The organism is Butyrivibrio sp. LB2008 (assembly GCF_000621565.1).
Taxonomy (GTDB): domain Bacteria; phylum Bacillota; class Clostridia; order Lachnospirales; family Lachnospiraceae; genus Butyrivibrio.
The window spans coordinates 271,275-297,401 of sequence record NZ_JHXZ01000009.1 but is presented as its reverse complement, the minus strand read 5'-3'; the positions used below and the strand labels follow the sequence as shown (position 1 = coordinate 297,401).

The 26,127-nt window shown below is 40.4% G+C and carries 22 protein-coding genes; 5 read left to right on the top strand and 17 right to left on the bottom strand.

All coding sequences use genetic code 11. The features are described from left to right. Positions 1-42: 42 nt before the first annotated feature. Genes miaB through T356_RS17965 form a run of 3 tightly spaced genes read right to left on the bottom strand, consistent with a single transcriptional unit; the run spans position 43 to position 4,735 of the window. Positions 43-1,512 carry a tRNA (N6-isopentenyl adenosine(37)-C2)-methylthiotransferase MiaB gene (miaB, locus tag T356_RS0101330; protein ID WP_026512937.1) on the bottom strand — a complete coding sequence of 490 codons (1,470 nt, stop codon included), beginning with the start codon at positions 1,510-1,512 and terminating at the stop codon, positions 43-45. Continuing rightward, positions 1,512-2,756: a peptidase T gene (gene pepT / locus T356_RS0101325; protein WP_026512936.1), complete on the bottom strand. Its 1,245-nt coding sequence runs from the start codon at positions 2,754-2,756 to the stop codon at positions 1,512-1,514. The genes miaB and pepT overlap by 1 nt, the downstream gene beginning before the upstream one ends. Further along, positions 2,753-4,735, bottom strand: a complete 1,983-nt coding sequence (locus tag T356_RS17965) for an alpha-amylase family glycosyl hydrolase (RefSeq protein ID WP_051563063.1) — start codon at positions 4,733-4,735, stop codon at positions 2,753-2,755. The genes pepT and T356_RS17965 overlap by 4 nt, the downstream gene beginning before the upstream one ends. A 123-nt stretch (positions 4,736-4,858) precedes the next feature. Between T356_RS17965 and T356_RS0101315 the strand changes: the two genes are divergently transcribed. Beyond that, complete coding sequence (locus tag T356_RS0101315; RefSeq protein ID WP_051563062.1) at positions 4,859-5,218, top strand: DUF1292 domain-containing protein; 360 nt, start codon at positions 4,859-4,861, stop codon at positions 5,216-5,218. A gap of 173 nt (positions 5,219-5,391) precedes the next feature. Here T356_RS0101315 and T356_RS17960 read toward each other — a convergent pair whose 3' ends face one another. The 6 genes from T356_RS17960 to T356_RS0101285 all read right to left on the bottom strand — a co-directional run bounded on the left by T356_RS17960 (position 5,392) and on the right by T356_RS0101285 (position 14,590). Further along, complete coding sequence (locus T356_RS17960) at positions 5,392-6,252, bottom strand: PD-(D/E)XK nuclease family transposase (RefSeq protein ID WP_051563061.1); 861 nt, start codon at positions 6,250-6,252, stop codon at positions 5,392-5,394. Positions 6,253-6,263: 11 nt separating this feature from the next. Next, positions 6,264-8,168, bottom strand: a complete 1,905-nt coding sequence (locus tag T356_RS0101305; RefSeq protein ID WP_026512934.1) for an ATP-dependent helicase — start codon at positions 8,166-8,168, stop codon at positions 6,264-6,266. After that, on the bottom strand, positions 8,158-9,636 hold the full coding sequence (gene gltX / locus T356_RS0101300; RefSeq protein ID WP_026512933.1) for a glutamate--tRNA ligase: 1,479 nt from the start codon (positions 9,634-9,636) through the stop codon (positions 8,158-8,160). The genes T356_RS0101305 and gltX overlap by 11 nt, the downstream gene beginning before the upstream one ends. Positions 9,637-9,747: 111 nt before the next feature. Next, positions 9,748-10,185, bottom strand: a complete 438-nt coding sequence (locus T356_RS0101295) for a dUTP diphosphatase (protein ID WP_026512932.1) — start codon at positions 10,183-10,185, stop codon at positions 9,748-9,750. Positions 10,186-10,252: 67 nt separating this feature from the next. Then, positions 10,253-12,877: a heavy metal translocating P-type ATPase gene (locus T356_RS0101290; protein ID WP_026512931.1), complete on the bottom strand. Its 2,625-nt coding sequence runs from the start codon at positions 12,875-12,877 to the stop codon at positions 10,253-10,255. 78 nt (positions 12,878-12,955) lie between these two features. After that, entirely contained in the window at positions 12,956-14,590 is a 1,635-nt protein-coding gene (locus tag T356_RS0101285) for a class I adenylate-forming enzyme family protein (protein ID WP_026512930.1), read from the bottom strand. 173 nt (positions 14,591-14,763) lie between these two features. Here T356_RS0101285 and iorA point away from each other — a divergent pair, with 173 nt between their 5' ends. Genes iorA through T356_RS0101265 form a run of 4 tightly spaced genes read left to right on the top strand, consistent with a single transcriptional unit; the run spans position 14,764 to position 18,936 of the window. After that, the gene (gene iorA, locus T356_RS0101280) at positions 14,764-16,521 is read left to right on the top strand and encodes an indolepyruvate ferredoxin oxidoreductase subunit alpha (protein ID WP_026512929.1); all 1,758 of its coding nucleotides are present in this window, start codon (positions 14,764-14,766) and stop codon (positions 16,519-16,521) included. A gap of 2 nt (positions 16,522-16,523) precedes the next feature. Then, positions 16,524-17,099: an indolepyruvate oxidoreductase subunit beta gene (locus T356_RS0101275; RefSeq protein WP_026512928.1), complete on the top strand. Its 576-nt coding sequence runs from the start codon at positions 16,524-16,526 to the stop codon at positions 17,097-17,099. 60 nt (positions 17,100-17,159) lie between these two features. Then, positions 17,160-18,461 (top strand): phenylacetate--CoA ligase family protein, encoded by a 1,302-nt coding sequence (locus T356_RS0101270; RefSeq protein WP_026512927.1) that lies wholly within the window; start codon positions 17,160-17,162, stop codon positions 18,459-18,461. 40 nt (positions 18,462-18,501) lie between these two features. Then, positions 18,502-18,936: an acetolactate synthase gene (locus T356_RS0101265; protein ID WP_026512926.1), complete on the top strand. Its 435-nt coding sequence runs from the start codon at positions 18,502-18,504 to the stop codon at positions 18,934-18,936. Positions 18,937-19,257: 321 nt separating this feature from the next. Here T356_RS0101265 and T356_RS0101260 read toward each other — a convergent pair whose 3' ends face one another. The 8 genes from T356_RS0101260 to T356_RS0101225 form a co-directional block, all read right to left on the bottom strand. Next, the gene (locus T356_RS0101260; protein ID WP_026512925.1) at positions 19,258-21,075 is read right to left on the bottom strand and encodes a radical SAM protein; all 1,818 of its coding nucleotides are present in this window, start codon (positions 21,073-21,075) and stop codon (positions 19,258-19,260) included. A gap of 20 nt (positions 21,076-21,095) precedes the next feature. Continuing rightward, the gene (locus T356_RS0101255; protein WP_026512924.1) at positions 21,096-21,653 is read right to left on the bottom strand and encodes a hypothetical protein; all 558 of its coding nucleotides are present in this window, start codon (positions 21,651-21,653) and stop codon (positions 21,096-21,098) included. Positions 21,654-21,911: 258 nt separating this feature from the next. Continuing rightward, complete coding sequence (locus tag T356_RS0101250) at positions 21,912-22,286, bottom strand: SMI1/KNR4 family protein (RefSeq protein ID WP_026512923.1); 375 nt, start codon at positions 22,284-22,286, stop codon at positions 21,912-21,914. Positions 22,287-22,309: 23 nt separating this feature from the next. Next, entirely contained in the window at positions 22,310-22,876 is a 567-nt protein-coding gene (locus tag T356_RS0101245) for a class I SAM-dependent methyltransferase (protein WP_026512922.1), read from the bottom strand. A 23-nt stretch (positions 22,877-22,899) separates the two neighbouring features. Continuing rightward, complete coding sequence (locus T356_RS0101240; RefSeq protein ID WP_026512921.1) at positions 22,900-23,676, bottom strand: hypothetical protein; 777 nt, start codon at positions 23,674-23,676, stop codon at positions 22,900-22,902. A 77-nt stretch (positions 23,677-23,753) separates the two neighbouring features. Continuing rightward, entirely contained in the window at positions 23,754-24,698 is a 945-nt protein-coding gene (locus T356_RS0101235; RefSeq protein ID WP_026512920.1) for a phosphatase PAP2 family protein, read from the bottom strand. Between the two features lie 53 nt (positions 24,699-24,751). Next, positions 24,752-25,219: a GNAT family N-acetyltransferase gene (locus T356_RS0101230; RefSeq protein WP_026512919.1), complete on the bottom strand. Its 468-nt coding sequence runs from the start codon at positions 25,217-25,219 to the stop codon at positions 24,752-24,754. A gap of 57 nt (positions 25,220-25,276) precedes the next feature. Beyond that, entirely contained in the window at positions 25,277-26,122 is an 846-nt protein-coding gene (locus T356_RS0101225) for an amidohydrolase family protein (RefSeq protein ID WP_026512918.1), read from the bottom strand. Between the last annotated feature and the right edge of the window lie 5 nt (positions 26,123-26,127).

Genomic DNA, 26,127 nt, shown 5'->3' with positions numbered 1-26,127 from the left:
GCTTTCTCCACGGACAACTCCTCCTAAAACCAATGCCAATAATTATTCGGCGATCTCCCCAAAGAAATAAAAGCCGTGGCATTCAGTAATCTTTACTTTGACCATCTTTCCTATAAGATCCTCGCCCCCGGGGAAGTGCACAAGCGTATTGTTCGACATTCTTCCCGTCATAAGAGAATCATCGTGATCGTTTACATTTTCTACAAGTACTTCCTGAACCTGACCTTTATACTTAAGAGACTGCTCTTTAGCCGTATCCTGTACAACCTTAAGAAGTCTGTCGAAGTTCTCCTTTACCACATCTTCTGGAACCTGGTCTTCAAAAGAGGCAGCAGGTGTACCCGTTCTCTTTGAATAGATAAAGGTAAAAGCATTGTCAAATGCCGATTTCTTTACAACATCTATAGTATCGTCAACGTCCTCTTTGGTCTCACCTGGGAATCCGACGATAATATCCGTAGTAATGGCAACATCCGGGAGCTTAGTCCTTATCTTATTTACAAGATTAAGGAAATCATCCTTTGTATATTTTCTGTTCATTCTCCTCAGGATCTCGGTATTTCCGGACTGAAGAGGAAGATGAATATGTCTTGCTATCTTTTTATTATTTGCGATAACATCAATAAGTTCATCGGAGAAGTCCTTGGGATGAGGAGTCATGAATCTTACTCTCTCGATTCCTTCTACCTTCGTGACTTCGTCAATAAGCTTCGCAAAAGAAATCTTATCAGGATTTCCTTCCTCGAAATCATTTCCGTATGAATTTACATTCTGTCCAAGGAGCATGATTTCCTTCACTCCGTCTGCAGCAAGCTTCTCACACTCTCTGATAATATCCTTGGGACTTCTGCTTCTCTCACGTCCTCTTACATAAGGAACTATGCAATAAGTACAGAAATTATTACAGCCAAACATGATATTGACGCCCGACTTAAATGAATACTTTCTGAGTACCGGAAGATCCTCAACGATCTTGTCGGTTTCTTTCCAAATATCTATTATCATCTTGTCAGAGTTAAGTGACTGATACAAAAGCTCCGCAAATTTATATATATTATGTGTTCCGAAAATAAGATCAACAAATCTGTAGCTCTTTTTGATCTTCTCAACAGCAGATTTTTCCTGCATCATGCATCCGCAGATTGCAATCTTCATATAAGGATTGCTCTTCTTAAAATTGCTGCACTGACCAAGCCTTCCGAGAACTCTCTGGTCCGCATTGTCACGAACGGTACATGTGTTATAGATGACAAAATCTGCATCTTCCGACTCAGTCTCTTCATATCCCACAAGTTTGAGCGTAGCAAGAAGCTTCTCGGAATCCCTTGCATTCATCTGACATCCGAAAGTAACAACGCAGGCTTTAAGCTTTCTTCCAAACTCTTTTTCCATAAAAGAAACCTGTGCTTTTGCCTTCTCGATATAGTCGAGCTGTCTTACGCTTTCTTCATCGGCAACATCCTGCCTGTTCGCATTTAAAACACTGATATTATTTGCTTTATCAATAGCCATTAAAAATCTTCTCCGTATACTTTAACAATTCCCAAAAGGATATCTACAACCTTGCGCATCTCCTGTACAGAAGCATACTCATACTTGCCATGATAGTTGTAGCCTCCCGTGCAAAGGTTGGGACAAGGAAGTCCCTTATATGAAAGGGCTGCTCCGTCTGTTCCGCCTCTTATAGGTGAATCAATAGGTGTAATGCCAAGTTCTGCCATTACCTTCTTGGCATTGTCTATAAGATGCATATGAGGACGGATTTTCTCGATCATATTGAAGTACTGGTCTCTTAAAACAACTTCAACAGTGCCTTCTCCGTACTTCTTGTTAAGATAATCCGCAGCATCTTTAAAGAGCTTTTTCTTAGCATCAAAGAGCTTCTCGTCGTGGTCTCTGATGATATATGTTGCCTCTGCGTTCTCTGTTCCTCCGTTTACATCCGTAAGATGGAAAAAACCCTCTCTTTTCTCCGTATACATAGGATTCTGGAAAACAGGAAGCATAGAATGGAACTCATAACATAAAAGCGCCGCATTTATCATTTTATTCTTGGCATCACCGGGATGAACGCTTCTTCCGTGAACTTTGATAATTCCCTCTGCGGCATTAAAGTTCTCATACTCAAGTTCGCCAAGCTTACCGCCGTCAACGGTAAACGCATAATCAGCACCGAATCTCTCGATATCAAAATAAGCCGTTCCCTCGCCGATCTCTTCATCGGGAGTAAATGCAATCTTGATATCGCCATGCTTGATATCGGGATTTGAAAGAAGTGTCTCAGCCATTGTCATGATCTCTGAAACACCGGCTTTGTCATCGGCTCCAAGTAAGGTTGTTCCGTCAGTAACTATAAGATCTTCACCGATATGATTTAAAAGCTCCGGGAAATCATCCGGAGAAAGAACTACTTTTCCGTCTGAAGAAAGAGCAATCTCAGTTCCCTCATAATTATCAATTATTCTTGGCTTTACATCTTTTCCGCTGACTTCATCGGAAGTATCCATGTGAGCCACAAAGCCCATCTTGTATCTCTTCTTGTCATCATCGATATTTGAAGGAATAGATGCATACACATAGCAGTGCTCTTCATCATAGTACACATCCGATGCACCGATCTCTATAAGCTCATCTCTGAGGATCTTAGCAAGATCATGCTGCTTCATGGTTGAAGGAGATGTGCCCGAATCGGGATCTGACTGTGTGTCAACCTTTACATATTTTAAAAATTTCTCAATTACATCCGGTTTGTTCATTTCTTTTTACTACTTTTCCTTTTACTAGATTTTTTATCTTCAAAACTTCGGTATATTCTGACAGAGCGCTCCGTAAGAGTAACTTTGTCATTGTCCGAAGCTTTTTTAACTGTATTATTATCAGGCTCTTCTGCCGTATCCGAAACAAGTTCCCATACATTTCCTTCAGGGAGTTTTGGAAGTGCAATTTCCGACTCGTTCCAGCACATGTTATAGCATACATATATAAAAGACTTATCATCCACACTCTTGTCATAAAGGCCGCAATAAAGAAGCCCCAAGACATGACTCTGTGCTGTAAAATCAGGTCTCCACGCCTCTCTTCCATGGCACGAAAAATCAGGATAGCCGCAGGAAATATAATCCATAAGTTTAAACGGTGCAGGCTCCCTGAACATAATATGATTCTTTCTCATACCGATAAGGAATCTTACATAATCATAGATGTCCTTATTCCTGTCAAATGCCTTCCAGTCAACCCAGCCGATCTCGTTATCCTGACAGTAAGGATTGTTATTTCCTCCCTGCGAGTTACCGAATTCGTCTCCGCTGAATATCATTGGAGTTCCCTGCGCAAGAAACAGCATGGAAAGAATATTCTTCATTTGTCTGTTTCTGAGATCGAGAATACCCTTTTTTCTGGTTCTTCCCTCGATACCACAATTCCAGCTGTAGTTCTCATCTGTGCCGTCTTTGTTATTCTCGCCGTTTTCCTCATTTCTCTTGTGTTCAAAAGAAACAAGATCTGCAAGTCTGAATCCCTCATAATTGCAGATATAATTTATAATACCGTGATCGCAGCCGTTTGCTATCATAACCCTAAGGAAATCGGCCGCGGTATTATCATCACTTTTAAGAAACTTTCTTGATGAGTACAAAAATGCATCGTTGTATTCTGCAAGAAATCTCTTTTTTACAGGCTTTCCGCCGTATATATCGCCGTAATCAAACCACTCATGCCATATCTTAACATCGGCAAAAAGAGGATCCTTTGCGATATTCCTAAGCGGAAGACGTGCCCCCTTGACATGGAAGCCGTCTACTCTGTAAGTACATCTCCAGTATCTGAGCGCATCGATGATAATGCTCTCGCTCTCATCTTCTTCAAAATAGAACTGAAGCACAACCTCGATGCCGTTCTCGTGCATTGTCTTAATAAAATTTTTTACTTCATCCTCAGCATTGTAAGGATCCACACAATAAGAAGTTCTGGGTGCAAAATAATATCCCTTTTTATATCCCCAGAAATTCACTTTATGATCAAGACTTCCCTTATTGGTGATACTTCCATTTCTTGAAAAGATAACATCGCTTCCCTTGGGAGCTTTCGTGCCCTTGATCGCGCTATGTATCCTGCCTCTCTTCTCGGCATCCTGAAGTTCATCCATTTCATAGATTGGCATAAGTTCAATGCAGGTAACTCCAAGCTCTTTGAGATAATCAAGCTTATGTAATATTCCGCTGAACGTACCTCTGATACCTACAGGAAGACCGCTCGAAGGACTCTTCGTAAAGCCTCTTACATGCATCAGATAAACAAAACTGTTCTCGTAAGATGTTTCGGGAGCTTTGCTGTCGCCCCAGTCAAAACATGTCGATGAATCCGATCTTAAGGATTTATTGTCAAGCTTCGCCCTGATATCGGAATCCTCAACTTCTTCTCCGAATTTCTCAAGACCTATGACATGCTTGGCATACGGATCGCAGAAATATTCCTCATCCTCAAAAAGATTGTACTCCGTATAGCCGTCAATATCATCTATTCCGGAAATTCTCGCAGAATAAATATTCCCGCGTTTACAATCCGCAGGAAGTTCAATGACATATTTCTTATCCGCACCGGTGCCCTTGCGGTACAACGTGATACCACGCTTTATTCCGCCATCAAATACTGCTCTGACAACAAGACTCTTATCATAGTCAATATAACAGCCAAGCGGATATGGCTTTTCATCAGCAATCTTGTACCCTGAAGTCATAGTCTCTCCCGATTAGTATAATAAACAACATAAGCCCTAATATTTTAACACATAATGTCTATATATGCACGAAGTATGCTATAATCATGATAACCAATGATAAAGATTTTCAGGAGGATTTTTATGGAATTTTCCAAGATAGCAACAGACATGAATACCAGGATTGAAAATGATGAACAGATGACTGTCGAACTTGAGCTCGATGACAATAAAACCGTTACTTGTGCGATAATCATAGTCCTTACAGTTAATTCCAAAGATTACATCGTTCTTCTTCCACTCGACAAAAACGGACAGAATAACGACGGAAGCGTTTGGTTCTATGAATTCATCTACAAAGGCGAGGATGAAGAGCCTGAACTTGGCTACATCGAAGACGACGCCGAATACGACGCCGTTGCCGAAGCCTTCAACCTCTACCTCGACGATGTTGAGTTCGACGAGATTGTCGACCTTCCCGAGGAGGACTCAGAGAGTCTCTAAGAAAAAAAACATCATAAAAGGGAGCGCACTAATTTAGTGTGTTCCCTTTCTTTACGCCCGGCCATAAGGTAACTGTTTGGAAATGCTCTGTGTACGGCTACGCAGTGATTTTCAAACAGTTATCTTGTGCCGGGCTGTCTATGAAAAGGTCGGCAAAACCTCAAAAGGTTTGATTATCCTTTTTTAAGTAAACTAATTATATTATCACGTTCTGCCTTATCTGAAACCCCTATATTATCCAATGTTTGTTCCAATGTCCATTTCATATTCTTCATTAATTTTTGAACTGTAATTACTTTATCCTTAATTATATATTCTTCTGCATATTCTTTTGCATATTCTTCTGCATATTTCTTTACTGCTTCACACATAATTTCACGACCTTTCTTTGTTTCTTTGAAATGATGTACACTGTTCGCCAATTCTTTATAATGCATTTCTTTAGAATCTCTTGAATGAAAATCCTGCATCAATTTTCCAAATTCATCATTTCCGGTGTATGTTCCATTAACATAGATAATATGTGCACCATCATTAAGAGCTTCTCCGGTTTCCATGATAGTTCTGTCAGCACTGTATATTGGTAATCCTTTTTTGAATTTATCATGCTTATAGATAAATATCACATAAGAATCTTTCAAGCTTTTAAAAACATCGCTTTCCCTAAGCATCCTTGAATCCAACATAGCACTGTGGAATCTTGCCCTCCTGACATGTGACCCTTCATAATTACCTTGCACTTCTATGTCAATTTCTTCTCCATCAATGTCAATTGCATGTATATCAAGGGTTATGTCTCGACCTCCAACAATAGGATTTTTGAATTCTTCCTGCCCTTTTACGCTTTTGACTATAATATCACGTTTTAATATTATTCTAAGCAAAAGTTGCGTTGCAGGAATATTTTTGTCAAAAACCAATGACATCATGTCATCATCAAAAAGCGTTAGATCATCGATAATCCGTCTTACTCTGTCACTTTCTTGTTGTTTAGCCCGACTACTATAACCATCATTTAATTCATCTTGTATCATTTATATTCTCCTTAAATATTATCATTTTTTGTAGTTTTTTCCCACAGACTTCTTATGGGACGTAAGAATCTTGAAGGAAGCATCGCATTTTCTTTAGTTCCGCAGATATAAGACATTATTAAAGCCTCTTTAGCTCTTGTCATTCCTACATACAACATCCTTCGTTCCTCTTCCTTTTCAGGTTCATATATTGCACTTCTGGAAGGGATTATTCCTTCGTTTAAGTCAGGAATCCAAACGTACTTGTATTCAAGCCCCTTGGATCCGTGAAGCGTGAGTATATTGACAATGTCTTTGGCATTACTGAATTTCTTTTTTCCTTTGCTCTGATTATCAGACTTTTCTTTTTCTTCGTTAAAAGAACCAATGAACGACTTACTATCCCTAAAATTCCTCGCCATTTCTTCAAACAGATCCAGATTCCCGGTACTGTTCGGAAACAGCTTATCAATCCCTACTTCTTTTCTTATAAACCTCACAGAAAGCGAAGGGCGCATCTTTCCTATCATCGATATATCCCTGAACAGCTTCTCCACGGCCTTCGTCCGTTCTCTGTTTCCTCTGTAAAAAGAAAGAACATCTTCTTTTCTTATCAGCTCATTCATGGCACTTTCTCTAGAAATATAGCGAAGCGGCTTATTCATTATCTTGTAGAAAAGAGCTCTTGAATTTTCAATACAGGAAAAAGAAAGATAGTAAAGACACAATAGAACAGCCTCATCATCGTACAAAGAGGCATCATCCTTGTTTTCCAGATTACTCTTTATACCCTTTTGTCTTAGAAAAGACGCCACTGTTTTGCATTCAGAATTGGTTCGACACAAGATCCCGATATCGTTTAGATTGTTTTGTCCGCTCAAGAAGATACTCATAGCCTCATACTGCGTTTCCCTTGTCTTATATCTCCTCGCGACAACATATCCGTCTGCCCCCGTTCCGGATACGATATTCTTCTTAAAGCGCATCTTGTTCTCGCGGATGACAAGACTTGCATTATCAAGGATTGCCTTTCCGCACCTGTAATTTACGGAAAGATTTATCAAATGCACACTTCCGCCCATCCTATCTTTAAATTCCATCATTATTCCGGGTTTTGCACCTCGAAAGCCGTAGATTGCCTGGTCGTCATCACCTACAACAAAAAGATTCTTATCATCATTTAATATCGCCTCGATATTGTTTTGCTGCATCTCGTTTATATCCTGATATTCGTCAATAAGAATATACTTGAACCTGCTTTTATATTGCTCCGCTATGTCTTTTCTATTTTCAAAGAGCTGTGCGCATATTAGAGACATATCATCAAAATCAATCTTTCCAAAAGATTTAAGCGCAGCATTATATCCTGTAAATATTGCCTCAAAATGCTCCTTATAAGGAACAGCGTCGGATACGGAACTTGGCGAAAGACCTGCGTTTTTTATCCTTGATATTTCAGAAGTGATATCTTTTATGATCTCATTCTCATCTAGGAGCTTAAGCTTATTCATATTCTCCCTGCTGTTCTTTAACACATTCAGAAGAATATCTTTTACCAGTTTGTACTTAAAAAGCTCGTCCGCAATCTCAATATTGTTGTAGAATCCGGCTTCTTTTCTGTGGTCTCTTAATATGTTGTAAAAAAGTGAATGGAAGGTTCCGAATGAAACCTCCGGATAAGAACTATCCGTGATCTTTAAAAATCTCTGCTGCATCTCGATCGCAGCAGCCTTGGTGAACGTTATTACAAGAATCGAAGAAGGATCTGCGCCGTATTCTTCGATCAGATATTTAAGCCTCTGTACTATAACAAAGGTTTTGCCGCTCCCCGGTCCCGCAAGAACCATTGCGGGACCGTCTCTGTGAGTAATCGCTTCCTCTTGAGCGGCATTTACTTTAACGTCAACCAAAGGTGGTAAAACGTTATTATTTCTCAAGTAATTCAATTCCTTTTTTAATTCTGTTAATTGTCTCTTCCTTACCGATAACTTCCATGAGTTCTGTAGCTCCGCAGGGAGTCATCTCTTTTCCTGAAACAGCAATTCTTACAGGCCAAAGAACATAACCGTTCTTGTACTCGTTAGTCTTGATGTAATCAGAAAGAAGTGCATAAAGAGCATCATTTGTATAGTCATCATGTGCTTCGAGAAGAGGAAGAACCTCTTTTAACACCTTAAGAGAAGTCTCTTCGTTGGTCTTCATCTTCTTATGTGAGTAGATAGCTGTATCGTACTCGGGAAGCTTTGCAAAGAACTTAACCATATCTGCGATATCGGGCCAGATCTCGATACGAGTCTTAACCATGTTTGCGATCTGCTTAAGCTTGGTATCGTCAGAAGAAAGTACGCTGTCTCCCTCTTCCTTAAGAGCATCTACGATGTAAGGCTTAGCCATCTCAAAGAACTTGTCCTCATCCATCTTCTTAAGGTACTCACCGTTCATCCACTTAAGCTTAGTATAGTCAAATACTGCAGGTGACTTATTGATGCGCTTGTAATCAAACTTCTCGATAAGCTCCTGAAGGCTCATGATCTCGTTGTTATCATCAGGTGACCATCCAAGGAGTGCAACAAAGTTAACAACAGCCTCAGGCAAAAATCCCTGCTCGATAAGATCTTCGAATGAAGAATGTCCGCTTCTCTTAGAGAGCTTCTTGTGCTCCTCATCAGTGATAAGAGGACAATGTATATACTTGGGAATCTCCCATCCGAATGCATCATAAAGTCTGTTGTACTTAGGTGATGAAGAAATATATTCATTACCTCTTACAACATGTGTGATTCCCATAAGATGGTCATCAACAACGTTTGCAAAATTGTAAGTGGGATATCCGTCGGACTTAATAAGGATCATATCATCAAGTTCCTTATTTTCAACGGTTACATCTCCGTACAACTCATCATGGAAAGTAGTTGTACCCTCTGTAGGATTGTTCTGTCTTATAACAAAAGGCTTACCCTCAGCGAGGTTCTTCTCAACTTCTTCCTTTGAAAGAGAAAGACAATGCTTGTCATAAACACTGATCTCTTTTCCATCAACAACCTGAACAAGTGAAGCAAGTCTCTCCTGATCGCAGAAGCAATAATAAGCTTCTCCTTTCTCTACAAGCTCTTTTGCATAAGTCATGTAGATACCGGCCTTCTGTCTCTCACTCTGAACATAAGGTCCGACCTCACCGCCGACATCGGGACCTTCATCATGGATAAGTCCTGTATCCTTGAGTGTTTTATAAATAATTTCAGTAGCACCTTCAACAAAACGCTCCTGATCTGTATCTTCTATTCTGAGAATATAATCGCCGCCCTCATGTTTTGTAATAAGATAAGCATAAAGAGCTGTTCTTAAATTTCCTACGTGCATGCGGCCTGTTGGGCTCGGTGCATATCTTGTACGAATCTTTGACATTTTTAACCTCGATCATTCTTTATGTGTATTTACGTATCCAAACGATTTATTATTGTAGCATACAATATCTTTTTTTCAATACCGCGTGGCAATTATGGCAAGATCACATTATCAATTCTTGCCTGTAGAGCCAAAACCGCCTCTGTCAGCACCATCTAAATGTTCACATTCGTCAAATACGATCGCGGGCTGATTCTCCATGATCCTGAACTGACAAATTCTGTCATTAAAGCCGATGTGTGTATCTCTCATTGCGATAACAGGCATAAACCACTGATCGTTATCTCCGCAATATGAATGGTCGACAACACCCATATGATTGGTCTGAACAACGCCAAAGTTCTTGAATGTAGAACTTCTCGGAACAATATGTGCTTCATAGCCTTCCGGAATCTCCATTGCGACTCCGAGAGGAACAAGATGAAATTCACCCTGCTTAAGATCGATATCCTCAGCGCTTCTAAGATCGATCCAATCCGACTTACCATCGATATATGTAAGCTTTTCAAGCTTGTCGTTAAAATATTTTATCTTGATATTTTTTCCCATGTCTCTCCTCCAATACTAAATTTTTATAATCTACACAATTATCCAAATAAACTTATAGCTTTTCCCTTCAGTTTATCTCGACAACTTTATAATCCTTCTCTTCTACAGCCTTCTTAAGTATTTCATCCGAAACATCAAGGTTAAGCTTTACAACAGCTGTTTTGTTCTCGAAGCTTACATTTACTTCCTCAACACCTTCAACCGCCTCAAGTGCGCTCTTTACAGTGTTTTCACAATGAGCGCTGATCATGCCTTCAATGCTGAGTGTCTTAGTTTTATTAATCTCTTCGACTTTGGCCAAAGATGAAACAATGATCTCATTCTCCATATCATCATCATCGTCGTCATCAGAGCTCTTTTTACGTGCATTTTTGCCCAGCTTCTTCTTATCTTTTGAGGCATCACGAATATCAAAGATATTAAGTCCAAGTGCCTTCGATACTACAAAGAAGCTTGATAAACTCATCACAGCCGCACCAAACATCGGACTGATAGTAATCTTAAAGAAAGCAATAAGGCAGCCCGCTGCAACGGGAATCGCAATCGCATTATAAATAAATGTCCAGAAAAGATTCTGATGAATATTATCAAGTACTCCCTTTGACAATCTCACAGCACCGGAAACATCAAGAAGGCTGTTCCTCATAAGTACAATGTCAGCAGATTCAACAGCTATCTCGGTTCCTGCACCGATAGCAAGACCAACGTCTGCGGCATCAAGTGAATCGGCATCAATAATACCGTCGCCGACCATTATGACCTTGCCTTCTTTCATAAGCTGATCGACAATTTCTTTTTTGTTCTCAGGAAGCACACCTGCATAAACTTCGTTTACACCTGCTTTTGCAGCGATAGCTCTGGCAGTATTCTCATTGTCTCCCGTTATCATGACAACTCGAATTCCCATATTCTTGAGCTCTTCAATAGCCTGAGCAGAGTCATCCTTTATCGTATCGGCAACAGCTATGATACCGACAAAGTTATTATCCTTTGCATAAAATAACGGTGTCTTACCCCTGATCGAAAAGCCGTAAGCCTTCTTTGTAACTTCCTCGGGGATATTTGCATATTTCGAAATATAATTAAAATTACCGCATCTTACAACACTGCCGTCAATCGTCCCCTCAAGTCCACTTCCCGGAATAACAGAAAAATCTTCCACATCCAGGCCGGAATCAATATCTCCGCAAACACTTGAAGCATATGTTGCTATTGCTTTTGCAAGAGGACGGGTACTCTTTGATTCGAGAATACCTGCAAGCTTTACAAATTCAAATTCTGCAGCCTCATTTTCTTCCTGTGACGATTCACTGTCAACAATCGCCTGCGCAAGAAGAATATCCGTAACAACGGGCTCTCCCTTTGTTATTGTTCCTGTCTTATCAAGGACAACAATATCGCATTTACCTGTGCTTTCAAGAATTGATGCATTCTTATAAAGGATACCGTTTTTAACACCTACACCGTTTCCGACCATCATTGCAACAGGAGTAGCAAGACCAAGTGCACAAGGGCAACTGATAACAAGAACGGCAACGCCTCTTGCAAGCGCATAGCCAAATCCCGCACCGTTGATAAGCCATGCCATTATAGTAAACAGGGACATGCACATAACGATCGGAACAAAAACTCCGGATATTTTGTCCGCAAGTTTTCCGATAGGCGCCTTGGTTTCGGCCGCATCACTTACAACAGTGATAATCTGTGAAAGTGTTGTATCTTTTCCTACTCTTGTAGCCTTACATTTAATATCGCCGGAAGTATTAAGAGTAGCGGCATACACACTGCTTCCCTCACTCTTTTCAACCGGAATGCTCTCACCTGTGATCGATGATTCATCGACAGAACTGCTTCCCTCTATGATCACGCCGTCAACAGGGATACGCTCATCAGCCTTTACGACAAATACATCATCAACATTAACCTTGTCGATCTCAACTTCTTTTTCGGCGCCGTTCTCATCAACTATAACTGCGTTTTTTGCAACAAGCTTTATGAGATTCTTAAGCGCATTAGTGGTTTTGCCCTTTATGCGCGCTTCAAGCATTTTACCGACATTGATAAGAGTCAGGATCACGGCCGCTGATTCAAAATACAGCTCATCATAAAATAAATTGTTCTTCTCGGGGGACCCTTTGACATAAGAAAGAACCATTATGCCAAGTGCAAACGCACTGTATACAAAAGAAGCAGAGCTTCCGAGGGCCACAAGGCTGTCCGCATTGGGTGCCTTGTGTGAAAGCCCACTGAAGCCGCTAAAATATATTCTTATATTGATGATCATAATAATAACGCATAAGATCATCTGAATGGTTCCCACTGCAATATAATTACCTTCCAGAAAAGGAGGCAGTGGAAAACCGAATGTCTTGTGTCCCATAGAAAAGTACACAAGAATAAGAGATAAAACTATTGAAAAAATAAGTCTTTTTTTCAGGATAGGAGTTTCTTTATCTTTAAGGACCTCTTCGTCATCGTTTTTCTGACTTTCTTCATCAAGTAAAGCTGCCTGATATCCCGCATCTTCAACAGCTTTTATAATATCTGATGAAAGAACATTTCCCTCAACCGTCATTGAATTGGTTAAAAGACTAACATTACACTCCGTCACGCCTTTTAGCGCATTAACAGCTTTCTCCACACGCACCTGACATGCGGCACAACTCATTCCGGTAATAACATATTTTTCCATAACATTCCCTTTTTTCATACTCATAGGCTATAGCCGGGCAGCAAATATTTTTATCCCGACTTCACTCCCATGTGAGCATCAAGATTGATTCTGACGTTCTACAAGATGCTCTCCGCAGTATATTTCACGAAGTTTTGGTTTGTCAATTTTTCCCGTAGGATTTCTGAGTACGTTTGCAAAAATAATCTTTCTTGGTCTTTTGTATCTCGGAAGATCCACGCAAAAATGTTCAACCTCTTCCTCTGTTAAAGTCATGCCTTCTTTTACCTGAATAATGGCGGCAGCAATCTCCCCGAGTCTGTCGTCCTGAAGGCCTATAACAGCGGCATCATGTATCTTGTCATTTTTCATGAGGAAGCTCTCTATCTGAACGGGATAGAGATTTTCTCCACCTGAAATTATAACATCTTTTTTCCTATCTACAAGAAATATAAATCCATCTTCGTCCTGACGGGCCATATCTCCTGTAAAAAGCCAGCCGTCTTTAAGAATCTCGGCAGTTGCTTCAGGGTTCTTGTAATACTCAACCATTACGCCGGGGCCCTTTACGCAAAGCTCACCGATATCGCCCTTCTGAACTTCTTTTCCGTTATCATCGACGATCTTGGTCTTCCAGCCGTATCCCGGAATTCCGATGGCGCCGACTTTCTCGACATTTTCAAGTCCAAGATGCACGCAGCCAGGGCCTGTTGACTCCGAAAGGCCGTAGTTGGTGTCATACTTGTGATGAGGGAAATATTTAAGCCATCTCTTTATAAGACTCGGCGGAATAGGCTGTGCTCCGATATGCATGAGTCTCCACTGCTTGAGATGATAATCCTCTATCTTCATCTTGCCCGAATCGAGCGCCGCAAGAATATCCTGCGCCCACGGCACAAGGAGCCATACTATGGTACATCCTTCCTCGGAAACCGCTTTAAATATAGACTCAGGTGAGTTTCCTTTTAACAATACCGCTCTGCTACCGGTATAAAGAGATCCGAACCAGTGCATCTTAGCGCCCGTGTGATATAACGGCGGAATGCAAAGGAAATTGTCCTCATGTGTAGTTTCATGATGGATAGCCTCCATCTTGGCAGACTGCATAAGTGCAGTATGAATGTGCAAAATAGCTTTGGGAAATCCGGTAGTTCCCGAAGAAAAATAAATTGCCGCATCATCCTTATCTTCGATAAGAATTCTGGGTGCAACAGATGAACTGTTCGATACCTGTCTGTAATAATCATCGGCATAAGAAGGACACTGATCTCCCACAAAGAAAAGAAGAGTCTCTTTCTTGATCTTCTCGGCGATATCCTCGATACGTCCGATAAATTCAGGTCCGTAGAAAAGAACATCCGAATCCGATGCGTTAAGACAGTAATCAATCTCATCCGCTGTAAATCTGAAATTAAGCGGAACCGCGATAGCGCCCGCCTTAAGTATTCCGAAATAAATAGGGAGCCATTCGAGACAATTCATAAGAAGTATCGCACATTTCTGTCCCTTTTTTATCCCTCTTTCGATAAGCATATTGGCAACCCTGTTTGCCTTCTCGTCAAATACAGACCATGTGATCTGTCTTCTGTAATATGCTGTGGAAGTCGGCTGAATAAGCTCATATTCCTTCCATGTAACCCTCTGCTCTTCTTTAATCTCCGGATTGATCTCAACAAGAGCAATTTCATCCCCATACAATTTGCTGTTTCGTTCCAATAAATCCGTAATTGGCATAAGAAATCCTCCGCTTTAAAGTGCTAAAGTAAAGTATAAACGTATTCTATTTAAAGGTCAAATATGATATATTAACTTTATCGCGCTAAATTGATTGCTGTTCGCTCGCATACTTTTCGCCTGATTGAACAGTGATTATGAGCCATCTAAAATTCTGTAGGAGGTTTTTTACCATGGATCAAAAAAACAATGGGCAGCTGATGCTGGGCAACAAAGCTGTTGCTCGCGGTCTTTATGAGGCCGGAGTATGCTTTATTTCCAGTTATCCCGGGACTCCCAGTACGGAAGTTACCGAAGAAGCTGCCAAATATGATGAAATATATTGCGAATGGGCTCCAAACGAGAAGGTTGCTATGGAATCCGCTTTTGGTGCTTCTCTCGCAGGTCGCAGAGCATTTTGTGCTCAAAAGCACGTAGGACTTAATGTCGCTGCAGATCCTCTTTACACAATGTCTTATACCGGAGTTAACGCCGGTCTTGTTATAGTTGTTGCAGATGATGCCGGAATGCACTCTTCACAGAACGAGCAGGATTCACGTCATCACGCGATCGCTGCCAAGGTTCCCATGCTTGAGCCCTCAGACTCAAAGGAAGCCCTTGAATACACAAAGCTCGCATACGAGATTTCCGAAGAATTCGACACTCCCGTACTTCTTAAGATGTGCACAAGAGTAGCTCACTCTCAGTCTATCGTTGAGACAGGCGAGCGTGTTGTTCCCGATAAGCCGTATGAGAAAAACATCGCAAAGTACGTTATGATGCCCGGAAATGCTAAAAAGCGTCACCCCATCGTTGAAGAGCGTACTCTTAAGCTTATTAAATACGCAGAGACACAGCCTATCAACAGAATTGAAATGGGCGGCACTGAGATAGGTATCATCACATGCTCTACTTCTTATCAGTATGTAAAAGAAGTATTCGGTGACTCGGTAAGCGTTCTCAAGCTCGGAATGACCAATCCTCTTCCCTGCGATCTTATTAAGGATTTCGCTTCAAAGGTTGATAAACTCTTTGTTGTTGAAGAACTTGATCCTATCATCGAAAATCACGTTAAGGCTCTCGGAATCGAAGTTACAGGAAAAGAACTTCTTCCCGTTATCGATGAGTTCTCACAGAATCTTCTTGCAAAGGCTTTCGGAAAAGATGTAAATGAAGGCTTTACCATCGATGAGCAGATTCCTGCAAGACCACCCGTTATGTGTGCAGGCTGCCCTCACAGAGGACTCTTTTACACTCTTAAAAAGAATAACTGCACAGTTCTTGGTGATATCGGATGTTATACACTCGGCGCGGTTCCGCCTCTTGGAGCAATCGAAATGACACTCTGCATGGGTGCTTCAATCGGTGCCGTTCACGGCTTTAACAAAGTTCGCGGCGCTGAGAGCGAGAAAAAGACTGTTGCCGTAATCGGTGATTCAACATTCATGCACTCAGGTATGACAGGACTTGCAAACGTTGCTTACAACCAGTCAAACTCTACTATCGTTATCGTAGATAACTCTATCACGGGAATGACAGGTCACCAGCAGAATCCCACAACAGGTTACAACATCAAGGGAGATCCTGCAGGAAAGATCGATCTCGAGGCACTTTGTAAAGCTATGGGCTTTGAGCGCGTAAGAGTCGTTGATCCTTACAACTTAAAGCAGTGCGACGAAGTTCTCAAGGAAGAACTTAATGTAGAAGCTCCTTCTGTTATCATCTCAAGAAGACCTTGCGCACTTCTTAAATATGTAAAGCACAACAAACCTCTTAAGGTTAATACCGATAAGTGCGTAGGATGTAAGTCATGTATGAAGATCGGATGTCCTGCCATCTCAATGAAAAACGGCAAGGCAACTATTGATAACACATTATGTGTAGGCTGCAATGTATGTTCACAGATGTGCCCTGTTGGTGCATTTGAAAGCACAGCAGAAAGTGAGGCATGATAATGGAAACTAAGAATATTATGATCGTCGGCGTTGGCGGACAGGGTTCGCTTCTTGCCAGCAAATTATTGGGACACCTCCTCCTTTCACAGGGCTATGACGTTAAAGTGTCCGAGGTGCACGGAATGTCTCAGAGAGGCGGTAGCGTTGTTACTTACGTAAGATACGGTGATAAGGTTTACTCACCCGTTATCGATAAAGGCGAAGCTGATTACATCGTTTCATTTGAGATTCTCGAAGCTGCAAGATGGCTTCCTTTCCTCAAAAAAGACGGACAGATCGTTACAAATACACAGCAGATCGATCCTATGCCCGTAATTACAGGTGCTGCAGAGTATCCGGAAGACCTTGTTTCCAAGTTAAAAGAAACAGGTGCAAAGGTTGATGCTCTCGACTGTCTCTCACTTGCTGAGCAGGCAGGATCTGCAAAAGCCGTTAACATTGTTCTTCTCGGAAGACTCTCTCACTATTTCAATCTTCCCGACGAAGCTTGGATGAAGTCACTTGAAGCCAATGTGCCCGCTAAGTTCCTTGAGATGAACAAGAAGGCATTTGAGCTTGGAAAAAACATGAAGTGATAAAGAAGTAATTCTAAAAACTATTTACTAACACGTATAATCTACACGGAGGAGTTATTTATGGAGCGTTATTATCAGCAAGACATCGAGTGCGCACCCTATGAAGAAATACGCAAGATCCAATCAGAAAAACTTGTAAAACAGGTTAAACACGTATGGGACAATGTTCCCTACTACCGCAAAAAAATGGAAGAAAAAGGTGTTACACCTGATGACATAAAATCAGTTGATGACCTCCATAAGCTTCCCTTTTTATCAAAAAAAGATTTAAGAGACGCTTATCCTTACGGCCTTCTCGGAAAGCCCTTAAAGGATTGCGTACGTATCCACTCAACATCAGGAACAACAGGAAAAAGAGTTGTTGCCTACTATACACAGCATGACATCGACCTCTGGGAAGACTGCTGCGCACGTGCCATCATGGCTGCCGGCGGAACAAATGAAGACGTTGTTCATGTTGCATACGGCTACGGTCTTTTCACAGGCGGTGCCGGAATCCACGGAGGTTCACACAAAGTAGGATCTCTTACCGTTCCTATCAGCTCAGGAAATACAGACAGACAGATCATGTTCATCAATGACCTTGGTGCTACTATCCTCTGCTGCACACCAAGTTATGCCGCATATCTTGGCGAGCGTTTCAAAGAGATGGGCTACGGCCCCGACGATATTCCGCTTAAAGCAGGTATCTTCGGAGCTGAAGCATGGAGCGAAGAAATGCGTGCCGATATCGAGAAGACTCTTGGAATCAAAGCATATGATATTTACGGACTTACAGAGCTCTCAGGCCCCGGTGTAGCATTTGAATGTTCTGCTCAGGACGGAATGCACATCAACGAGGATCACTTCATCGCCGAGATCATCGATCCCGATACGGAAGAAGTTCTTCCCGAAGGCTCACAGGGTGAGCTCGTATTTACAGCCGTAGATAAAGAAGCTTTCCCGATGATCCGTTATCGTACAAGAGATATCTGCAAACTCACAAGAGAAAAATGCTCTTGCGGAAGAACTCATGTCCGCATGGCTAAACCTATGGGACGTTCTGACGATATGCTTATTATCAGAGGTGTAAACGTATTCCCGAGCCAGATCGAGACTGTTCTTATGAACAACGGATATGCAGCAAACTACCAGATCGTTGTAGACAGAGTAAACAATACCGATACTCTCGATGTTCAGGTTGAGATGACTCCCGAAATGTTTACCGATAATGTAGGTGAGATCGAAGAAAGACAGAAGAAACTCGTTGAAGGCCTTAAATCCATGCTCGGAATCAAGGCAAAGGTTTCACTCCTTGCACCTAAGTCTATCGCAAGAAGTGAAGGCAAAGCTGTTCGTGTAATCGACAAGAGAAAAATCTAATCGTATAATGAATATATAAGACGCAAAGGGGGATACAGCTATGAGCGTAATGCAGATTTCCGTATTTCTTGAAAATAAACCCGGTACCTTGAAGAAAATGACAAGTGTACTTGCAGCAAACAAGATCGACATGCGTGCTACTTCTCTTGCGGAGACCAAAGACTTTGGTATTGCAAGACTGGTTGTTGACGATGCTCTCGCAGCTGTTAACACTCTTAAAGAAAATAATTTTGTAGCAAGCCTCACTCCTGTTCTCGCAATCGAGATTCCGGATGAAACAGGCGGACTTGATAACTTGCTCACCGTCTTCGACGAAGCCAATGTAAACATCGAGTACATGTACGCTTTTTCCGGCGGATGCGCCAAAGATCACGCTTACATGATATTCAGAGTTTCAGATACCAAGAACGCCGAAGCAAAGCTTGCAGGAAAACATATCAAGATACTTGCTCAGGAAGATCTTGCACAGATTTGACATAACAGAAGCTCAGGAAGCTTGCGAAGATTCGATGTAAAGCAGAAGCATCGGACTATTTTGTTGTCATCAAATATAAAGGCTGTGAACTAACATATTTCATTAGTTCACAGCCTTTTTTGACTCCAATCTGCATTATCATAATGTGAGTCATATAACTACTCTTATTATATGCATTCTTGAACATAAAGTTCAAGAATGCATCAACCAAGCCAATTTGAATCGACTTTGTCGATAGGGCTTGGTTGACTCCTGAATCATGTTCTCACGAAATCCGCAGCTGGTGCGGATTTCTGTAATTTCATTTAAGATGTCATACAATTAACCCATACTATTCTTCATGACTTGCTGAATAATCTCATAATGATCGAACGCAAGCTTATCTTTTTCCAGTGACTTAATATCATACCAATCAGCATTGATCGCATCTGTATTTGCCAAAGGCTTGATATTAGAATCATTAAGAACAACCTTATAAGCTATGCTGATTACCCAACCTCTTGGATCTCTCTTTCTAAGCGAAGAAACCTTCACAAGGTCTTTTTCCGTAATATGAGCGGATACAGAAGTCTCTTCCATAAGCTCACGGGAAGCCGCATATTCGATCGTATCGTCATCTTCACGGTAGAATCCTCCCGGAAGCGCGAGATAATTTACATAAGGATGTGCTCCTCTTGTGATCAGCAAAATCTTGGATTCGTCTTCATTAAGTACAACGAGATCAACCGCAACAGAAGGTGCATCATACATTTTTCTGTCATACTTTTCAAGATAGATATCTTCGCCCTTCTTGTCATTGAGCCATCTGTCAGAAAGAGTAAACATCTCATTTACGCTTCTTTCACTATAGAACAGCGGAATAATACCGTAAAGGTGCGCTGCGCCGTAGTCTGTAAGCATAAATGTGTCTTCATCGATATATTCCATAAGCTGATGATCCTGTAAAAACTTGATCCTGTCAGCATAGATATCTTTGAACTCCTCATTAAATCTTGCCTTGTAAGACTTCATGGAAATGAATCCAAAATAAAACATTACAGAAAGAGCTTTTGCACGAACTTCCTCGATTGGCATATCTGCGATATCGTTAATGGGGAGGATTCCGTTATCGATTGCATCGAAATACTTATCAAGCTTGTGATCTGCGCATCCGAGATTGTATGCAAGGTAATTGCCGCAGAAAGACTGTGCACCAAGCCCGAATCCTATATATGATGTCGCATCGATTACTCTCTTGGTCAGATATGAAGATGTGCCCATATCATTTGGAATCTTGCTGAAAGTATTCTTGCCGTTATTAGCCACATAGCCGGCTTCTTTCAAAAGATTATATGCTATATCATACTGTCTGTTGACCTTATACAAGGTTACGCCCTGAGACTCAGCTTCAAGCTTGGTTCCCTTATATCTGTTTCGATACAACGTGATAAACTCAGGTTCAAGCGCGATCGTATATTTTATTGTATTGGCAAAATCCTCATCAGACTGATTAAGGAAACCATACATAAGATCTATATTGAGTCTGTCAAATCCGGCAGCCCTGATATTTTCTACCGCCTTTTCATATATAAACTTAGAGCCTTCTCTTCCGAGTGATTCAAGAAGCTTTTCTGATACAGTCTGGAATCCCATGGAAATTCTGTTATATCCAAGATCCTTTAATGCTCTGATCTTCTCGATATTAGTCGCAGCGATCACAGGTGTAGTCTCAACACTTAGATACATACCGTCCTCAAGATTAAACTTCTTGATGGCATCTGTTATCTTTGCAAGATTCTCACATGAAAGATATGCAGGTGTACCACCGCCAAGATCGTAACCGACAATCTTCTTATCCTTGATAATTTCCCTGTACATCTCAATTTCTTTTAAAAGATGCTCAACATATCTGTCCTCATCTCCGTCTTCGGGCTTATCAAGTACAACATACTCACAGAATTTGCATCTGGACTGGCAAAAAGGTACATGAACATATAAGCATAACTCATCCTGCGCTTCGATATTCTTCTTTACAACCTCTCTTATCGCATCAACGTCATGAACCTCATACTGAGCCAATGAATTTGGCCTAAGCGGATATGCCGTGTTGCAATAATGATGAAACTTAATTCCCCTGTCAAAAATTTCCTCAATCCTCATATTACCCAAAAGCTCCTTCCTTAATATTCTTTCTCTGCATTGTCACTCTCATCAAGTTTAATAGAGAGAGGACTTACTCCGGTAATTATCGATGCAAGATATTGCAAAAAATAAATTATAAAAGTAAAACCGGTATCTCCTAGAGAAGCAGAATAATCCGTATTATATCTATAACTTACAGTCGTTTCTGCTTCGACATATCTCATAACAAAATACTTGCCAAAGTTTAAGTCCGGAATAGCTTTGCTAACATGCTCTCCTATAAAAAATCTGCTAATTTCTCCACCATCAGATATGTAACAGGTTGCATATTCAAACAAAGTAAGCGAAAACAGAAAAGCAAATAAGAATAATGCAAAAAGTCCTTGCTTTGCCTCACCGCATTCAGTTTTATCCTTTTCTATTCCGATTCTGGCTAAAAATCCAATTATTGCTCCAAAAAAGGTTCCTCCCACCGGTATAAACCAAGCTACAGCGGTCAAGAGCAAATTTATCCCCAGTAAAAGAAACAAATAATAAATGACCGTGCAAATTAGTACTCCGATAATAGTAAATCTTATAAAATACTTATTTTTCATAACTCCTCCATAATAAATGTTTCCATTCTATTAACTTTATCATTATATATTGTTTACATTTTTATATCAACAAATATTTTTTATTTCAACAATATAGATAAAATAAGGCTCTACGGAAGCAAAATCCTCCATAGAGCCTCGAATACATATATTAAAATATATGTTGCAAAAAGATTACTTCCGATTTATGAAGATTATAAATCAGAAAGTAGTAATTTGCAACTTTTATTTGTATAAATTTTCCATCTCACGAAATACTTATATATTACGCCAAAACTCATTCACTTTTTCAGCAAATAACCCCATATTATCACAAAGAACAGTCAGATATTGCTCTTCAAATATTGAGGGCACATTAAAAAACTGCCCCTCTGAATTTATTCCATAAAGCTCATCTCCACCGTTTGATCCAATAATGATATGCCCAGGAAGATACTTATCAATTTCATAATCATCGTTTATTTCCTGCAACTCCTCAATCGGATACAGGCATAACCATGTTTCTCCAATATCACCTTCACCACCGTTATGTTCTCTGATGAACTCGATATAACTCTGAGGTAGCCTAACGCCATTGATCTGTGTTATCTCTTCCCCTGCATACGGCGGATTAAAAACAAAATCATCCCACATAATTCACCCTCATAAAATTACTTTTATTTCTTCGTCCATATATATCTGACCAGCTTATGCTCGCCATTCTCATAAGTATCTTTGCTTTCCAAAGTACAGTTTTCAAGTCCTGCAAAATCATCATCAGAAAGCAAATCTCTGCCTGTAATATTCGGATTATTTCCGGGTATTTCGCGAAAACCGTTAACCCAGAGAACGCCGTTTTCTTTAAGATGGTTTGACAACTCAGGATACAGGCTCTTATCTAGTCTGAAATGATTTATGATTACCAGATCATATTCATCTAACTTTGCAAATGTCACTTCATCTGAAAGGTCTATCTGTGTTGTTCTAATGCTTTGTTCTTCCATATTCGCAAAATTATTAAGCCTGTCTAAAGCCACTTTACTAAAATCTATCGCATCAACCACGTATCCTTGTTTGCTTAAAAAGATTGAATTTCTCCCATCTCCACATGCAACATCGAGAACCTTCCCCTTTTCAGGAAAGTACTTCATATCTTCTTCCAACTTAGAATCATGCATCATCAGCTTAGCGCCCCGCGAATCAAATCTGTTATCCCACCAGCTCGCATCTCCCATATATATCATTTAACAATGTTCCTTTTCAGTCTTTATTTATCTTCTGTCTTATCTTTTTTCTTACAACTTAACACTTTCCCAAATTCCTCTATATTAGGCAATCCACCGTTCGACAGGAAATTTTTGGAATAAAATATCTCAAAGTAACGTTCAACAAATTTTGTAATCCATCGCTTAAAATCATTCACAGAAGAAAAGCTCTCTGAAATCTCCGTAGAACGACTAAATGAAAGCCAATTCTGTAACCTCGACTCATATATTACCCATTTTCCCGAATGCTCTTTCGAAATCGTAACAGTATCATGATATCTGCTTATATCCCCACAATCCAGCAACCATATCGGATCTCTGCCCTCAGCAAATTCCTTAACAAATTTTTCTATCATTGCATTTTTATCATTTTCGATCTTTTTTAAATTTTTGTCGATTTCATGGATAACTTCGTTAGTCAAAATATCATATATCTCATTAATATCCTTCGGATTCTCTATTCTACGATATCCGCCGGTATAATAAATATTGTAGACAACATGGCTCTTCACCACAGAGTTAGTCCTTTTCTCAACAAAACCCTCTCTTTCTTCGCCCCAAAAAATGTTGAATTTATTAAATGGAATATTGTAAAAATCATCATTACAAGATTTCAAGCAATCAGGGCATACGCACATATACCCGCAATTAGACTCTATCTCGTAGCGTTTTTTACATTCCTTGCATTCAACTATACTTTTATTATTTTCAGATTCATCAAATTTCTTTAATCCGCCGTTTTCTTTTTTTGATCTGAAAAATTCATAATCGATGATCATACATCCCTCCATAAGAAGAACAAAAAAATAACTCTACGAAACTAATTGTACATCAGCCGCTCCGTAGAGTCATAATTTTATGCTACATTCTGTTCATTTCCCTGCTCAGATTCCTGCTCAAGTGAGAAAATCCTAAACTTAAATAACATAGGATATACCGCAAGGGAAACAAATATTGCTAACATATATCTTCCGCTTCTTACAAGATGCGCAGCCATGGTTCCCGAATTTAAGAACTCTTTTCCAAAGGGAATCTTTAAAATCTCATCGAGCGCGAAAAATACTACCGCGCCGCCAACAAGTCTTATAATGCTTGAAACAGGATTTCTTGTAGATTCAAAATTTACGAATTTCTTCTCAAAAGGTATTGAAAGCCACAGACCAAAAAGTATACCGTATGCACTAAAAAAATCGCTTGTCTTGCAATAAAAGACTCCGATAGTTCCGATTACTGCAGCTATCGCAAATATAACATTTTCATTCTTTATCTTTTTATACAAAAAAGAAATGATCAATACCGTTGCAAATCCTAGCGCCCATCCGCAGAGCACGTCTGTGGGATAATGACATCCGACTACAACTCGGGAAAATCCCACAAGAATAATCAAGACAATTGAAAGTACCCATTTGAGCTTCTTTTTGCCCTTACTAAAAACAGTGATTCCGGGATAGACTGTTGCTGCATTGGTCGAATGACCGCTTGGAAATGAATACCCTTGCGCATCCACATCCATAAGATCCGCATCAGGCTCTACGGGACGGAGGCACTTTATGCTGCTATGCTCCATGTAAGGACGAAGCCTGAAAACAATGTTTTTTATCAAAGGAAATAAAATTAGCGAAGAACATACAAGTAATCCTAATTTTCGTCCAAATTCTTTATCATGGCACCAATAAACAAAGCCCATGACGGCCACAAGCGCAAACTCCTCTCCAAAAGCGGAAAACTGCGAAATAAACGCGATAAGTGTTCCCGTAATATTGGACTGAAGCCATTCCATCAATGATATTTCAAAGCTCATATTTATGTCTCCTCCATGTTGCAATTTATATCTTTATGAGTTTCTTATTACCATCAAAGCGTAATTTCCATAGTAGTCTTCTGCACCTTCATTCCAAGACTCTCATAGAAAGCTCTGGCGCTGTCATTGCCTTCCCAGACGTTAAGGGTGATATCCCTGCAGCCAAGTGCCTTTGCTTCCTTGCAGACATGCGCAAAAAGCTTCTTGCCAATGCCTTTACCTCTGCACGCAGAATTAACGCAGAGATCATCGATATACATATATTTAAAAGAAACAACAAATGGCTTGTGCAAAGTCTCCTGCAACATACAAAACGCATAACCAAGGACTTCTCCATTTTCATCAGCGACATACACCTTAACATCCTCAGCCTTAAGGATAGCCTCAAGCTCAGCTTCACTATACTTCGTATAACCGGATACAAAGTAATCCGGCTTTATCTTTGCATGAATCTCAAGTACCTCAGACAACAGCTCAAGAAGCTGCGGAATATCTTTATTTTGTGCATCTCTTATAATCATATTTCACCTCTCCGGGAAAAAAGTGCGACGCCTCGCTGTCTTTTGAATAACTACGCATTAAAATCCGAGTAGCATACATGCATTCCCGCCATGAATCTTATCAACATCATTCTTATCAAGCGGAAGTTCCTTGATAAACTCTGCTGCTTCTTTCTGATCGGACCACGGTGAATCGCTCCCAAACAAAAGTCTGCTGCTTCCAAAAGCCTTAACGAGCTTCATAAAACCGTCTGTATCAAGCATTCCCTTATCCTTGTTATCCCAATATCCATCAGAAAGCGCCTGAATTCTTCCCGAGGAAAAAGATGTATCCAGAAAAGCCGTCGTATCCTCAAGATATAAAGGAACCTCATCCCAGTTCCTCCATCCGCCCATATGTGCCAGTACAAACTTAAACTCGCCGATAGTGTTTATAACATTTCTGCACATCTTAGGCGAACATCTGACAACGCCCGGAAAGCCGATATCAAGCCCTGCGTGGGTAATGACGATAAGGTCATTTTCGCATGCAGCATAAATGATATCAAGAAAAGTCTTGGAATCAATATCCTCATTCTGATAAACAGGATGAATCTTGATTCCTTTAATGCCGTTATTTTTGAGCCTTCTAAGCTCCTCTTTAAAACGTGAATACTCAGGATGAATACATCCAAAAGAACATAACCTGTCACCGTACTTCTCATTATTTCTAAGAGCCTTGTCATTGATACTCTCCACCTGAGAAGACGCCGTTGCAACAGGCAAAAGGACGGACATATCTATGCCGCCCTTATCCATTGAATCCAAAAGACCTGAAACCGTACCGTCAGTATGCGGAACGATATGTGCCTCTTTGCTGAGGCTGTCAACAGCCCTTGCAGCTATTGAATCAGGAAATGTATGTGTATGAAAATCAATTATCATAAAAT

Bases quoted from the DNA above. Each gene is read 5' to 3' on its own strand.
- pepT (WP_026512936.1), bottom strand. From the start codon at position 2,756: ATGAACAAACCGGATGTAATTGAGAAATTTTTAAAATATGTAAAGGTT.
- iorA (WP_026512929.1), top strand. From the start codon at position 14,764: ATGGATCAAAAAAACAATGGGCAGCTGATGCTGGGCAACAAAGCTGTT.
- T356_RS0101240 (WP_026512921.1), bottom strand. From the start codon at position 23,676: ATGATCATCGATTATGAATTTTTCAGATCAAAAAAAGAAAACGGCGGA.
- T356_RS0101260 (WP_026512925.1), bottom strand. From the start codon at position 21,075: ATGAGGATTGAGGAAATTTTTGACAGGGGAATTAAGTTTCATCATTAT.
- T356_RS0101245 (WP_026512922.1), bottom strand. From the start codon at position 22,876: ATGATATATATGGGAGATGCGAGCTGGTGGGATAACAGATTTGATTCG.
- T356_RS0101285 (WP_026512930.1), bottom strand. From the start codon at position 14,590: ATGCCAATTACGGATTTATTGGAACGAAACAGCAAATTGTATGGGGAT.
- T356_RS0101255 (WP_026512924.1), bottom strand. From the start codon at position 21,653: ATGAAAAATAAGTATTTTATAAGATTTACTATTATCGGAGTACTAATT.
- T356_RS0101270 (WP_026512927.1), top strand. From the start codon at position 17,160: ATGGAGCGTTATTATCAGCAAGACATCGAGTGCGCACCCTATGAAGAA.
- T356_RS17960 (WP_051563061.1), bottom strand. From the start codon at position 6,252: ATGATACAAGATGAATTAAATGATGGTTATAGTAGTCGGGCTAAACAA.
- T356_RS0101275 (WP_026512928.1), top strand. From the start codon at position 16,524: ATGGAAACTAAGAATATTATGATCGTCGGCGTTGGCGGACAGGGTTCG.
- T356_RS0101265 (WP_026512926.1), top strand. From the start codon at position 18,502: ATGAGCGTAATGCAGATTTCCGTATTTCTTGAAAATAAACCCGGTACC.
- T356_RS0101290 (WP_026512931.1), bottom strand. From the start codon at position 12,877: ATGGAAAAATATGTTATTACCGGAATGAGTTGTGCCGCATGTCAGGTG.
- T356_RS0101230 (WP_026512919.1), bottom strand. From the start codon at position 25,219: ATGATTATAAGAGATGCACAAAATAAAGATATTCCGCAGCTTCTTGAG.
- T356_RS0101235 (WP_026512920.1), bottom strand. From the start codon at position 24,698: ATGAGCTTTGAAATATCATTGATGGAATGGCTTCAGTCCAATATTACG.
- miaB (WP_026512937.1), bottom strand. From the start codon at position 1,512: ATGGCTATTGATAAAGCAAATAATATCAGTGTTTTAAATGCGAACAGG.
- T356_RS0101295 (WP_026512932.1), bottom strand. From the start codon at position 10,185: ATGGGAAAAAATATCAAGATAAAATATTTTAACGACAAGCTTGAAAAG.
- T356_RS17965 (WP_051563063.1), bottom strand. From the start codon at position 4,735: ATGACTTCAGGGTACAAGATTGCTGATGAAAAGCCATATCCGCTTGGC.
- T356_RS0101250 (WP_026512923.1), bottom strand. From the start codon at position 22,286: ATGTGGGATGATTTTGTTTTTAATCCGCCGTATGCAGGGGAAGAGATA.
- gltX (WP_026512933.1), bottom strand. From the start codon at position 9,636: ATGTCAAAGATTCGTACAAGATATGCACCGAGCCCAACAGGCCGCATG.
- T356_RS0101315 (WP_051563062.1), top strand. From the start codon at position 4,859: ATGGAATTTTCCAAGATAGCAACAGACATGAATACCAGGATTGAAAAT.
- T356_RS0101225 (WP_026512918.1), bottom strand. From the start codon at position 26,122: ATGATAATTGATTTTCATACACATACATTTCCTGATTCAATAGCTGCA.